Annotated in this window: 12 protein-coding genes; 8 read left to right on the forward strand and 4 right to left on the reverse strand. The window is 55.0% G+C overall.

Translation table 11 applies throughout. The annotated features are described in order from the left end of the window. Window positions 1-17: 17 nt before the first annotated feature. Window positions 18-2,294, reverse strand: a complete 2,277-nt coding sequence (gene metE, locus AAC019_RS04095; RefSeq protein ID WP_339897294.1) for a 5-methyltetrahydropteroyltriglutamate--homocysteine S-methyltransferase — start codon at window positions 2,292-2,294, stop codon at window positions 18-20. 56 nt (window positions 2,295-2,350) lie between these two features. On the opposite strand from metE, the gene AAC019_RS04100 reads away from it, so the two are divergent. From AAC019_RS04100 to AAC019_RS04110, 3 genes are all read left to right on the forward strand, one after another. Next, window positions 2,351-3,304 (forward strand): LysR family transcriptional regulator, encoded by a 954-nt coding sequence (locus AAC019_RS04100; protein WP_339897295.1) that lies wholly within the window; start codon window positions 2,351-2,353, stop codon window positions 3,302-3,304. Window positions 3,305-3,404: 100 nt separating this feature from the next. Continuing rightward, a complete protein-coding gene (locus AAC019_RS04105) occupies window positions 3,405-4,451 on the forward strand; it encodes an alpha/beta hydrolase (RefSeq protein ID WP_339897296.1) in 1,047 nt (348 codons plus the stop codon). An 11-nt stretch (window positions 4,452-4,462) separates the two neighbouring features. Further along, window positions 4,463-4,840 (forward strand): hypothetical protein, encoded by a 378-nt coding sequence (locus AAC019_RS04110; RefSeq protein WP_339897297.1) that lies wholly within the window; start codon window positions 4,463-4,465, stop codon window positions 4,838-4,840. A gap of 90 nt (window positions 4,841-4,930) precedes the next feature. On the opposite strand, the gene AAC019_RS04115 is transcribed toward AAC019_RS04110, so the two are convergent. Beyond that, complete coding sequence (locus AAC019_RS04115; RefSeq protein WP_339897298.1) at window positions 4,931-5,401, reverse strand: DUF2780 domain-containing protein; 471 nt, start codon at window positions 5,399-5,401, stop codon at window positions 4,931-4,933. Between the two features lie 222 nt (window positions 5,402-5,623). Here AAC019_RS04115 and pbpG point away from each other — a divergent pair, with 222 nt between their 5' ends. After that, entirely contained in the window at window positions 5,624-6,577 is a 954-nt protein-coding gene (pbpG, locus tag AAC019_RS04120; protein WP_339897299.1) for a D-alanyl-D-alanine endopeptidase, read from the forward strand. A gap of 35 nt (window positions 6,578-6,612) precedes the next feature. Here pbpG and AAC019_RS04125 read toward each other — a convergent pair whose 3' ends face one another. Continuing rightward, window positions 6,613-7,599 carry an alpha/beta hydrolase-fold protein gene (locus AAC019_RS04125; protein ID WP_339897300.1) on the reverse strand — a complete coding sequence of 329 codons (987 nt, stop codon included), beginning with the start codon at window positions 7,597-7,599 and terminating at the stop codon, window positions 6,613-6,615. Window positions 7,600-7,904: 305 nt separating this feature from the next. Between AAC019_RS04125 and tpiA the strand changes: the two genes are divergently transcribed. From tpiA to AAC019_RS04140, 3 genes are all read left to right on the forward strand, one after another. Then, window positions 7,905-8,666: a triose-phosphate isomerase gene (tpiA, locus tag AAC019_RS04130; RefSeq protein ID WP_339897301.1), complete on the forward strand. Its 762-nt coding sequence runs from the start codon at window positions 7,905-7,907 to the stop codon at window positions 8,664-8,666. Between the two features lie 79 nt (window positions 8,667-8,745). Next, window positions 8,746-9,708, forward strand: coding sequence for a class 1 fructose-bisphosphatase (locus AAC019_RS04135; RefSeq protein ID WP_339897302.1), 963 nt, complete (start codon window positions 8,746-8,748; stop codon window positions 9,706-9,708). 119 nt (window positions 9,709-9,827) lie between these two features. Then, window positions 9,828-10,160 carry a hypothetical protein gene (locus AAC019_RS04140; protein WP_339897303.1) on the forward strand — a complete coding sequence of 111 codons (333 nt, stop codon included), beginning with the start codon at window positions 9,828-9,830 and terminating at the stop codon, window positions 10,158-10,160. Between the two features lie 7 nt (window positions 10,161-10,167). On the opposite strand, the gene AAC019_RS04145 is transcribed toward AAC019_RS04140, so the two are convergent. After that, window positions 10,168-10,722, reverse strand: a complete 555-nt coding sequence (locus AAC019_RS04145) for an acyl-CoA thioesterase (protein ID WP_339897304.1) — start codon at window positions 10,720-10,722, stop codon at window positions 10,168-10,170. A 189-nt stretch (window positions 10,723-10,911) separates the two neighbouring features. Between AAC019_RS04145 and AAC019_RS04150 the strand changes: the two genes are divergently transcribed. Next, a complete protein-coding gene (locus AAC019_RS04150; protein ID WP_339897305.1) occupies window positions 10,912-12,210 on the forward strand; it encodes a DUF5924 family protein in 1,299 nt (432 codons plus the stop codon). Window positions 12,211-12,420 lie beyond the last annotated feature (210 nt).

Raw genomic sequence — 12,420 nt, forward strand, 5'->3', positions numbered from 1 at the left:
GACGGGTGGTGCGGGATTTACGCTGACTGACGCAGCGCTTTTGCCGCACTCACCATGTTTTTAAGCGCGGGTACTACCTCGTCCCACTGGCGGGTTTTTAAGCCGCAGTCCGGGTTTACCCACAAACGCTCGGCCGGGATTCGCTCGCCCGCCTTGCTCATTAAATTAATAATGTGCTCTTGGCTTGGAATGTTAGGCGAGTGAATGTCGTACACACCTGGGCCTATGTCGTTAGGGTAATTAAAACTATCAAAAGCATCCAGCAGCTCCATATCCGAGCGCGATGTCTCGATGGTAATGACATCGGCGTCCATGTGAGCGATGGACTCGATAATGTCATTAAACTCCGAGTAACACATGTGGGTATGAATCTGTGTTTCATCGGCGACACCATTGGCGCTGATGCGAAAACTCTCCACGGCCCAGTTTAAATAGTGTTGCCATTGGCTTTTGCGCAGTGGTAACCCTTCGCGCAGGGCGGCTTCGTCAATTTGAATAATCCCCACGCCGGCTTTCTCCAAATCCTGCACTTCATCGCGAATCGCCAGCGCTAACTGCTTACAGGTTTCCGCGCGGGGCTGGTCGTCGCGAACAAATGACCAATTTAAAATGGTTACCGGGCCGGTCAGCATCCCTTTTAACGGTTTGTCGGTAAGCGATTGAGCGTATTGCGTCCAGGCGACGGTCATGGCTTTAGGGCGGCTTATGTCGCCAAATAAAATCGGCGGTTTAACACAGCGAGAACCGTACGATTGCACCCAGCCGTATTGGCTAAACACGTAGCCCTCCAGTTGCTCGCCAAAGTACTCGACCATGTCGTTGCGCTCGGCTTCGCCGTGGACTAACACGTCAAGCTCCAGTGCCTCTTGCTCGCGCACGGAGCGCTCGATTTCGGCTTTAATACGGGTTTGATAATCCTCGTTGTTTAGCTCGCCACTTTTAAACTGGCGGCGGGTTTGACGGATGTCTAGTGTCTGCGGGAACGAACCAATGGTGGTGGTAGGGTACGCCGGCAGTTTAAAACGCACGCTTTGCTTTTTGGCGCGCAGGGCGTAGGGACTTTGTCGCTCGCCCAGGGTTGGGGTGATGCTGGCAACCCGCGCTCTTACCGCCTCGTTATGCACGCGGTTGGATACTTTACGTGCAGTCACTGCTTTGGCATTTGCCTCTAACTCGGCGGCAACACTCGCGCGCCCGCCGTTTAGCGCAGTGGCAATAACCTCCAGCTCACTGAGCTTTTGCTGTGCAAATGCCAGCCAGTTTTTAACCTCTGGGTCGAGGGATTCTTCCGCGTCCAGATCCACCGGCACATGCAGCAGCGAGCACGAAGGCGCAAGCCACAAACGATCGCCGAGTTTTTCGGCAATAGGTTCGAGCCTGTCGAGTGTTGCGCCGAGGTCTGTCTTCCAAATATTGCGGCCGCTGATAACGCCGAGCGACAGGACTTTATGCCCGGGTAGCCAATCGACAATTTTGTTTACCTCGTCCGGCGCGCTGATCGCATCAATATGAATACCCGCCACAGGCAACTCACAGGTGAGTTTTAAATTGTCAGCCAACTCACCAAAGTACGTGGCCAGCAGTAATTTTACCGGAGCACTTTTTAAGGTGTGATACGCGACGTTGACGGCGTGCTGCCAGTCGCCATCTAAATCTGTCACCAGCGCGGGCTCGTCGATTTGCACCCACTCTATACCTTCGCCGGCAAATACCCGCAGTAGTTCGCTATAAACGGGCAGCAATTGCTCAAGTAATGCTAAGCGCTCCGAGCCGTCTTTGCTTTTGCCCAGCCACAAATAGGTAATGGGTCCGATAATCACCGGCTTGGCGTTGACGTTTTGCGCGCGAGCCTCGGCCAATTGCGCCAGCAGGCGGTCGGGGTTGAGGGTAAAGGTATCCCCGGCGCTAAACTCCGGGACGATGTAATGATAGTTAGTGTCAAACCATTTGGTCATTTCCCCGGCGTGCACGCACTGACAATCGCTATCGCCCTTAGAGCGGCCGCGGGCAATACGAAAGTAGTTGTCCAGCTCGGAGCCGGCCAGGTTATTTACCCGTGACGGGATGTGGCCCAAAGTAAAGCTTGTGTCCAGCACTTGATCGTAAAAAGAGAAGTCACCCACCGGCGCCCAGTCGAGGTGTGCTTGCGCTTGCCAGTGACGGGCGCGCAGCGCTTGCCCGGTTTGTTGCAATTCGCGCTCGGGCAATTGGTCTTTCCAAAAGCCCTCTTGGGCAAATTTTAGTTCGCGCTTAGCGCCTATACGGGGAAACCCCAAGTTGTGTGTCGTTGCCATGTTGGCCTCCTGGTCAGTAAGGGCGCCAGTGTAGGCGGGCTTTTGTATGATTAAAAATGGTATTAATTCATTATTTAATGAATTATATTCATGATTTAATGCTGGCCGAGGTTGGGATAGGAATGATCGAGCGTAGTCATTTGGCGATTTTACGGGCCGTGGAGCAGGGCGGCTCGCTAACGGCAGCGGCCGAGCGATTGCATTTAACGCAATCGGCCTTGAGCCACGCTATTAAAAAACTAGAGCTGCAGCTGGGGGCCCCTGTGTGGGAGCGCGAGGGCCGAAGCTTACGGCCCACTCAGGCGGGCCAATACCTGCTGGGGCTTGCCGGGCGCTTGTTGCCGCAGCTTGAGCACGCTGAAGATGTGATTGCCCGTATGGCCGCCGGCGAGCGTGGCATTTTACGCATCGGAATGGAGTGCCACCCTTGTTACCAGTGGTTGTTAAAAATAGTGGGCCCTTACTTAACGGCGTGGCCTGGGGTCGATGTTGATGTAAAACAACAGTTTCAGTTTGGCGGTATGGCAGCCCTGTTTGGCCACGATATTGATCTGCTGGTCACCCCCGACCCACTGCATAAGCCGGGCGTTGAGTTTACCCCCGTGTTTGATTATGAGCAGGTGTTAGTGGTTGCCGCTAATCACCCGCTGGCGCAAGCGGATTTTGTGCGCCCAGAGCAGTTGGTCGACGAAGTGTTAATTTCGTACCCGGTGCCGGCCGAGCGCTTGGATATTTACAACCAGTTTATGCAGCCTGCGGGTGTGGCGCCGCGCCGCCACAAAACCATCGAGACGACGGATATTTTGTTGCACACTGTTGCCGTAGGGCGCGGGGTGGCTGCACTGCCGCGCTGGCTGGTGGAGGAGTACGCCGGCAGCCTGCCTATCTGCGCCGTCAGTTTGGGTGAGGGGGGGATTAATAAGCATATTTACCTTGGCGTGCGCTCAGCCGAGCGCGAAACTGACTATATCGATGCGTTTATTCGCCAGGCCGCTGATGTTAGTTGGTAGCGCTGGTAAAGTAGTGCCAATAAGTGTTGGCTGATCTGGCGCGGGGGTAAGGCTTACATTAAAGTCAGACAATATTGTTCAACAAACGGAGCTAATAACAATGAATAACGATGTATCCAGCACACACCGCAAGGGTGTTAAGTACGCTTTATGCCTGCTGCTGTGGTTTGCGGTCTCCCCCTGGGCGCTGGCCGGTGAGGTTAGCAAAGGGGTGACAAAACACGACGACATTCCCTGGGCCGAGGCCGGCGGCCGAACTTTGAGTTTGGATATTTATCAGCCGGAGGCCGCGAGTAAGGCACCGGTAGTGGTTATCTACCACGGCGGTGGCTGGCTCATTAACAATGAAAGCGTGATGGACGCCATGAGCGCTTATTTAGCCGAACACGGCGGCTATGTGGTGGCTAACGTTAATTACCGTTTACTGCCCGATAACGACAATACCACGCGGATGAATGAGATTGTCGAAGATGTGTTTGGTGGGTTGCTCTGGGTTAAGGCCCACATTGCCGAGTACGGCGGCGATCCGACACGCATTGCGGTCACGGGGGATAGTGCCGGTGGCCATCTGGCCTCCATGGTGTTAACCCGCGGGCGGGCGCTGGAGTCGGATGGCTTTGCCGGTGACAGTTTAGGTTTTAACCCCACTTGGTTACCCGCGGGCAAAACCGCCGAGCAGGTGGCGGACGATGATGGTTTGGCGGTGCAGGCGGCCGTGATCAGCTATGGTGCGTTCGATTTATTGGCCGCCGCCCAGGGCGGCTTTGAAACAAAAGGCAATATGTTTTGGCAGTTTGCCGGCGCCGAGCCGCGCGGTATTTTTGGCGCAGCTGTGACAGTACAAAATCAGCCCGACTACTACCGGGCGGTGTCGCCGATTTTTAATATTCCGCAGGCGTCCGAGTATCAACTTCCGCCGCAGTTTCATCACGTGGGCAGCATTGATACCACCACGCCGCCAGAGGCGGTAAAGGCTTATGTTGCCAAGCTTAAAGCGGCGGGGCAAGCGGCCAGCGTTACGGTATACGAGGGCAATAACCACGCCTATATGGACACCGGTTGTATTGAGGCGCTGGGCAGTTGTTTTGATACTCACGCCGTGCCTGTGCTCAAAGATATTTTGGTGTTTTTAGACAAAAACTTGTAAGAGGTGGTTTTATGTCGTCGCCGGATCAGCGCTGTGTATTAATACCAACCTCGTACGATCCGCTGGTATTAATGCGCCGTGGCTGGCGGGTCGAAATTCATTTACGTCAAGATGAAAGCGGTATAGCCACCTTGTTGGCCTATGCCGGCCGCACGGCTACCCCCGAGCGCGTGACGCATCAGGGGCCGTTTCAGCGCGCCGGGCAGGCCGTGGGGGCTAGGCGCGCTATTGTGCAACAGTTACTGACTAACGGTTATCAATTAGCCTCTTCCGAGCCTCCAATCTGGAGCCTCCAGGCTCAGCGTGACATACGTGCGATCCGCGATTTAAAACAGCGCTCCTGTGTCAGTTATGAGTTTAATCCGCGCGATGTTTTTTTAGATTGGTAAGCACTGTGTAGCCGCGCAATCTTGCCAACCCTGCCAGGCTTAATCTGGCGCTGACGGCTTTGCCGGATGCAGCGCCGGGCGGCCGGGAGTTTAGCCGCCCCAAATAGAGCTAAGCTGTCCTAACAACTCGCTGCCGCCATTTTTGCCTACATAATCCATCAAAATAGGGGTAAATTGCTCGATCATGGCGGGGTCTAAACCAAGCTGGCTAAAGGCCGATGCGACCCCATCCATACTGGTAATAGAGCCCATCAGCGATGAGGCGAGCCCGCCCGCCGCGCCGCCACTGCTGGGGATAATATCTTTTAACATGGCCGCGTTGTCGTCCGACAGCCCATTGCTGGCCAGCGCCATCAACGCGGATGTGCCGCCCGCCGCCTGCGTTTTGGAAATGCTCAGTTGCTCGGTCAGGCTGGACATCAGCCCCGAGGCCTGCCCGGCCCCTGCCTGAGTGTTGCTGACCGCTTCACTTAAGCTGTTTAAATCCAGTGAGTTAGGGGTTTCGGCGGTGCTAGCCTGTGCCAATACACATAAACTGAGCGCGGTTATTACCTGTTTCATTGTCATCTCCTTGGCCATTTAAAGGCTTGGGCGGCGAGCCCCGATCAAGCCTGCAACAAACTGTGTTTATAGCACAGCCTCTGGGTAAAGAATGCGGTTTATTGCCGGCTTTGTGCGCGCCACCCGCAAAAAGCCACCCGCGGGCTCGATTGGTCGAGGTTGTTTAAGGCTAAACCGTGTTAACCTTGTGGCAGATAAAGTAGCGCTTTGGGAGGCAAAATAATGATCTATTGGGTTCGTGGCGCAAGGCCGCTGGTGGCCGTGGTGTGGGCTTTGCTAGCCAGTGTCGGTGTGTGGGCGGCGCCGTCACCCGAAACGCTAAAGCTGGCCTCGGTAAGTGCTTATGTGGCGCCGCTACAGGCCAGCGAGCCCAGCTTTAGCAAGCGCGCCGATTGGGTTATGCCCATCGCCTCGGTGACCAAAGTGATGACGGCGCTAGTCGTGCTGGACTCCGGAGCCTCGCTGTCGGAGCGGTTAACCGTAGAGAAGCGCCATAAGCCAGCCGCTGCCAACGCCTACTCACGTATCCGTCCGGGCTCTAAGGCAAAGCGTGGCGATTTACTGACGATCGCGTTAATGTCGTCAGAAAACTATGCCGCCTATCTGTTGGCGCGCCATCACCCCGACGGCTACGATGCTTTTATCGCGGCTATGAATGCAAAAGCAAAAGCTCTGGGGATGCGCCATACGCACTTTGTCGACCCTAGTGGGCTGTCCGAAGACAATGTATCCACCGCCGCCGATTTAAGCAAAATGCTAAAAGCCGCGTTTGCTTATCCTGAAGTTCGCGAGGCAAGCACCGGTGCTAAACACGATGTGTGGTTTACCCACCCGGGGTATTCACTGTATTACGCCAACACCAACCCTTTGGTGCGCAGCTCTCGCTGGGATGTGTTATTAAGTAAAACGGGCTATTTAACCAACGCCGGGCGCTGCTTGGTGATGGTGGTGGATGTCGCCGGCGAGCCCACCGCGATGGTGATGTTAGATTCGTTTGGCAAGCGCACTCCACTGGGTGATGCCGGGCGTATCCGGCGCTGGTTGACGAGCGGTGATGGCGGCTCTGTTGTCGCCTCTGCTTCGCGTTACGAGCAAGAAAAGGCGCAGGCGCTTGCCGCGCAAATGCTGGCGAGTCAGTCGACTAATGTTTCAGATACCGAGACGGCGAGTCGTTAATCACCGCCTGGGCGCGACACGGTGCAAGCTCGCACTCAAGGGCTGAGTGAGCGCTCGTTAGCAGAGTCGGCCCATAGCCACTTTAGGCCCTCGGGTAAAAGTGCGCCCGGGTGATCATCGTTGTGCACGCCATCGGTCCAGACGTGGGTAAACTCATAGCGCGGGCCGGCGGTATTGTTCTTGTCGGCGGCGCGATTAGCGTAGGCTAAGGCCTTAACCATTTGCTGATTCGCTAAAAACCAGTCTCCCCACTCGTTATCTAAATCGTTACTTCCGTCTTGGATAAAAATACGCACCGGGCGGATCGCTTCACGGCGAATCAGTGCCGGGTAATTCTGCCCGCCTTGCAGCCGTGGCGGCTCGGCATCGGGCCGATAGCCAATGGACACGTAACTGCCAATGCCGCTGTACACCTTGCGAAAATAGTCGAGCCGCTCCCACGCGACCGTAAAGGCTGCTATCGCCCCGCTGCTGGTGCCGCCGATAGCGCGTTGCTCTGGATCATCGGTAAGGTTATAGCGCTGTTCGATCTCGGGTAGCATCTCGTCAATCAACAAGCGTGCGTAGCGGTCGCTTAGTACGTCGTACTCTTGCCAGCGGTGATCGGGGTTGCTCATGCCGAGGTTGTCGGGGTAGGTCTTTGATAGGTTCCCGGGCGTGACAAACAAGCCAATCGTTACGGGCATATCGCCCTGGGCGATTAAGTTTGCCATCACATGTTGAATGCGGATGGGCCCGTCAGGGTTTGTCGCCCGCTGTCCGTCTTGAAATACCAGTAAGCTTGCGGGGCTTTTAGCATCGTATTGCGCCGGTACAAACAGCCAATAGCGCCGCACCGTGTTGGGGATAATCCGGCTGTGAAACTCAAATGGGCCCTGTAGCTCGCCGGTTGGTACACCAGGCTGAGGTAAATGCTCGGCTGTTAGGGTGACATTGGTTCGGATTGTGTCGCGGTCGGGTTCAGACGCGGCAAGCGGCGGCGTTAATAATGCCAGCGCGAGTAGCAGTGCGGTTGATTTCATGGTGGCTCGCTTTTTTATTATGTTCGACGTTGTGTGGCTATTATCGATGAAGGTATTGCTATTGGCTATAGACGAGGCGGTATCTTGCTATTGTCCGTGGCAGCGGATTACACGCCGCTTGATTGCCAGAGGCCGCTGGCTGCGGCTACTCTTTTAGGCAGAGCACTGCCCGTGCGGTATTTATAGGATCCGGCATTGGCAGTAATCGTCATTATTGGCTAGACCAATAATGACGATTAAGGTAATATTGGTAAGTCATAAATATTAACTGGTTAGGCAAAAGCCTTGTTTAAGGAAGTCAGTTTATGAAAAAACGCGCTCCGCTCGTGGTGGCGAACTGGAAACTCAACGGCGGCACCGATTTAATCTGCACGTCGGTGGCCTCGGTGTTAAGCAAGAGCTTTAAGGCTGAGGTGGGGATTGCGCCGCCGTACGTGTACATCAGCGATATGGTGAATTTTTTACGCAACTCCAATATTTTAGTGGGTAGTCAAAACGTCAGTAAGTTTGCTTCGGGGGCCTTTACCGGTGAAACCTCGGCGCAAATGCTAAAAGAGGTAGGCTGCGGCTTTTGCCTGATTGGGCACTCCGAGCGGCGGCAGATGTTCCTCGAAAACGATGCCTCTTGCCACACCAAAATTGAGCGTGCGCTAAGCGCCGGGTTAATGCCTATTTTATGTGTGGGTGAAAATGATCAGCAGCACGAGTTGGGTTTGACGCACGATATTTTGTATCGCCAGTTGCATCAGGCGCTGCCGGGTTTAGCGCTGCAGGAAAAAAGACTGTGCATCGCTTATGAGCCCGTGTGGGCCATTGGTACCGGTAAGGCGGCCAGTGCCGAGCAAGTGCAAGACGTTCACCAGTATATATATCAAGAGCTGTGCGCCATATTGGGCGAAGAGGCGGCCGAGGGCGTGCAGATCCTCTATGGCGGCAGCGTTAAAAAAGACAATGCGGCCGAGCTATTGGCAATGCCCAATGTCGACGGTCTATTGGTGGGGGGGGCGAGTCTGGACCCGGATCACTTTGCCCAAATTTGCACCATTGCCAACGACGTAGCCCCGTAACGGTTATCGCACTCACTGCACACTGCCGCGGTGGGCATTGCTGTCCGCCAGTGGCGCACCTCTTTCATAAGGACTTTTTATGCAAACTGTCGAGTCGCAATTGCAGCGCGATCAGGTAGCACCTGATTTGCGCGAACTGGTATTGACGCTACTGCAAGCCAGTAAAACCATTGCCGATAAAGTGCGTCGCGGTGCTCTGGCTGGCGTGTTGGGCTCAGCGGCGCAGCAAAATGTACAGGGCGAAACCCAAAAAAAGCTTGATGTGATCGCCAACGATATTCTTAAACAGGCGCTGTTGGCCTCGGGGCAGGTGCGGGCGCTGGCCTCCGAAGAGGAGGACCAGGTCGTGGCCGGTAATGCCGGGGGCCCTTACGTGGTGGCGTTTGACCCGCTCGATGGCTCTTCAAACATCGATATTAATGCTCAGATCGGCACTATTTTTACCGTGTACCGCGCCCTGGATGTGGCCCCTGACTCGCCCGCGCAGTTCGCGCAGCCAGGTCGGGCACAAGTGTGTGCCGGTTATGTGTTGTATGGTCCGTCAACGCAATTGGCGTTAACCACCGGGGGCCCGTCGCGTTTGTACACCCTCGATAGCGATGGTCAGTACTGGCTCACCGAGCCCGAGCTGACGATTGCACCGGACTGTCAGGAGTACGCCATTAATATCTCCAATCAGCGTCACTGGGCGCCGGATACTCAGGCGTATATTCAAGCGTTACAGGCCGGTAGCGAGGGCGCGCGCGGCAAAGATTTTAATATGCGCTGGAACGGCGCCATGGTGGGCGATGTACACAGAGTATTGGTGCGCGGAGGCATTTTTCTGTATCCCGCTAACACCCAAAGTAATATTCACAATGGCAAGTTGCGCTTGCTGTATGAAGCAAACCCTATGGCCATGCTGGTAGAGCAGGCCGGGGGTAAAGCGAGCAGTGGTGTGCAGCGGATTCTTGAGGTCCAGCCCGAGCACCTGCATCAGCGAGTTCCGGTAATTCTGGGAGCGAGCAACGAGGTGGACGAGTTTACCGCGGCGCGCCGTTAGTTATGTGTGTCTAATGTAGCTGTGATGCTGCTACTGTCTTTAGGCGGCGAAGCCTTCTATACTCTTCATCAATTGATACTTGCCCGCAACGGGCACGACAATCCAACGGAGAGGATGACATGAAGATGCTACGCACGGTCAGCAGTATGGCTACCCTTATTGCTTTGGGCGTTTTAACCAGCGCCTGTAACGATAAGCCCGAAACTGCCGCCACAGAACAGCCGCCAGCGGCGGCTGAAGTCAAAGTATCAGAGCCTGCGAGTAATACGCCGGTGATGAGTGAGCCCGAACAAGTGCCTGCCGAGATGGCGTCCGCCACAGATGATAAACCTTTTATTGCAATGACGGCGGCGGAGGAGGTTACCGCCGAGGTGCTTGCGATCGATCATCAAACCCGTGAAGTGACACTCGCTCTCGACGAAGGTGAGGTCAGTTGCCGGGCTAAAAGATAACGGTTTTTTAGGGGAGGGCGATTTGGCAATTTTCGCCCATCAGTTTTTGAGTTTCGGTGGCAATGTCCAGATCTTGTTGTAAGCCTTGCAACTGCTCCCGGTACTCAGATTTAAAACGTTTGCGAAACTTACCCCAAATAAAACGGCGCACCTCCACTTCATCCTCTAAAATTAAGCCCGGTGCCGGTACGGGCTTACGCGTGTCTTCATCGATTGCCACCATGGTAAAGTAAGAGGTGTTGGTATGCTTATTTATGCCCAGCTTAAAGTCTTCGGAGTAGACTTTAATGCCCACCTCCATTGATGAGCGCCCCACATAGTTAACCGATGCCATTAGCGTGACCAGCTCGCCCACTTCCACAGGGCTTACAAAATTAACCGAATCGACCGAGGCCGTTACACAATAGTTGCGCGAGTGACTGGCGGCGGTGGTGTATGCGATTTTATCCATCAAGGACAAAATAACCCCGCCATGCACCTTGCCGCCAAAGTTGGAATAAGACGGAATCATCAGCTCTTTAAGGACGATTTGTGAGGATTTTACCGTGCGAAACTCGGACATTGCGTGGCTCTTTTGTTGGCTTGGATGTTATAGCCGATAGTATCGCGTAATACTGTGCAAACCAAGGTACCTGCCCGGCGCAGCGGTGGCAGCTCGGTATTGCGTATTACGCAAGGTACGGCAGCGGCTTGTTGCAGTATAATTTTGTCGGCGCTAGCACTGGGCTGCGCGATTGTTAGGTGAAAGCATTTGCAGGTAATCAAAAAGTTTGTTGTGGTTTGTGCCAAGCTGGCCGCCCGGTACCCGGGGTTGTTGGCGCTGGTGGGCTTTGTTTCCGGGGTGGCCAGTTTCTTTTTGGTCGAGCGCGAGCAGGAGCGGTTTGCCCAGCTGGTATCGCTGCTGATGCTGGCCGCCTGGGTTTTGCTGATGCTGGAAAACTTGCTCAAGCGTGGGTTAAGCCACCGGTTTGGCGTAGAGCTGCCAGACCCGGTCGTGAAGTTTGCCACCCAAATGGTGCATCAGGAAAGTCTGTTTTTTGTTATTCCCTTCTTTTTTATCACCACCGCCTGGAACAGTGGCCAGCTGGTGTTTACCGCTATGCTCATGACGGCGGCGGCTATCTCAGTTATCGACCCGATCTACTATCGCTGGTTGGCCACTAAGCGCTGGCTGTATTTCTTTTTTCACGGTTTTACGCTGTTTGCCGTGCTGCTGACCGCACTGCCGATTCTTTTGCACTTGCCCACCTCGCAGTCTTATTTTTGGTCGTTAGCGGTGGCGGTGGTTTTGTCTTTTCTCAATATGGTGCGGGATTTTTCGTTTGGTTGGTGGCGTCGTACGGCGCTGGCGGCTGCATTGTTGTTGGCCGCCGCTGTGGTTGGTGTGGTGGCGCGCCCCTGGGTACCGCCCGCCACGCTTTGGTTGACCGAGGTGGCGATTACCGGAGCCATCGATGACAAGGTAAAAGCGCCAACCGAGCAGCTGAAGGTGGTGAGTGTTGACCAGCTGCAGCAAGGCTTATACGCCTATACCGCCATTCACGCGCCGCGTGGGCTGCGCGAGCGTATCTATCATGTGTGGCGCTTAAACGGGAAGGTGGTCGATAAGATTGCGCTGGATATTAATGGTGGCCGCAAAGCCGGCTATCGGGCCTGGTCTCATAAGCTCAAGTTTCCGCCCTATCCGCAGGGCAACTGGCGAATAGAGGTGATGACCGAAGCGCGGCAGGTGGTAGGAGTGCTGCGTTTTAAAGTGGTAGCGTCGCAGCAGGCCGTGCGTGAGGAGCAAGCCAAAACAACCCCGGCTGAGATATTTACCTCGCCAGAGTCATCGATTCGCGAGCCGATTGTTACGGCAATTAAAGAGCAGGGGCGCGAGCTTGTGGATCAGGTACTGTCCGCTGACAGCGACTCCAGCGCGATACCGTCTACTGTTGCCCCCGGGCAAGCCGTGGCTACCGTCTCTTCGGCGCCAGAGTCGAGCGAGGTCAGCTCGGGAGAGGCGCAAGAGGCTTCCGGTTCCAGCTCTGCGGGCTCTGCAGGGCCTTAACCGATACTGACGAATTTACAGATGATCGTTACCTGGATTTAGGTATAATGGGTAGAAAGGGAACGCGAGGTGCGGTTTTGGCGTGTTATTAGTCAAAACTTGTTACTTTGGGGAGAGGCGCTTCATACACGCGGGGCGTGCTCTTGCAGTGCTTCTGACTGGCGTCAGAATCGGCAGCTTGAACGAATCGTTGTTTTCAGAGGTAATGTC

This window comes from uncultured Gilvimarinus sp. (assembly GCF_963975215.1).
GTDB lineage: Bacteria > Pseudomonadota > Gammaproteobacteria > Pseudomonadales > Cellvibrionaceae > Gilvimarinus.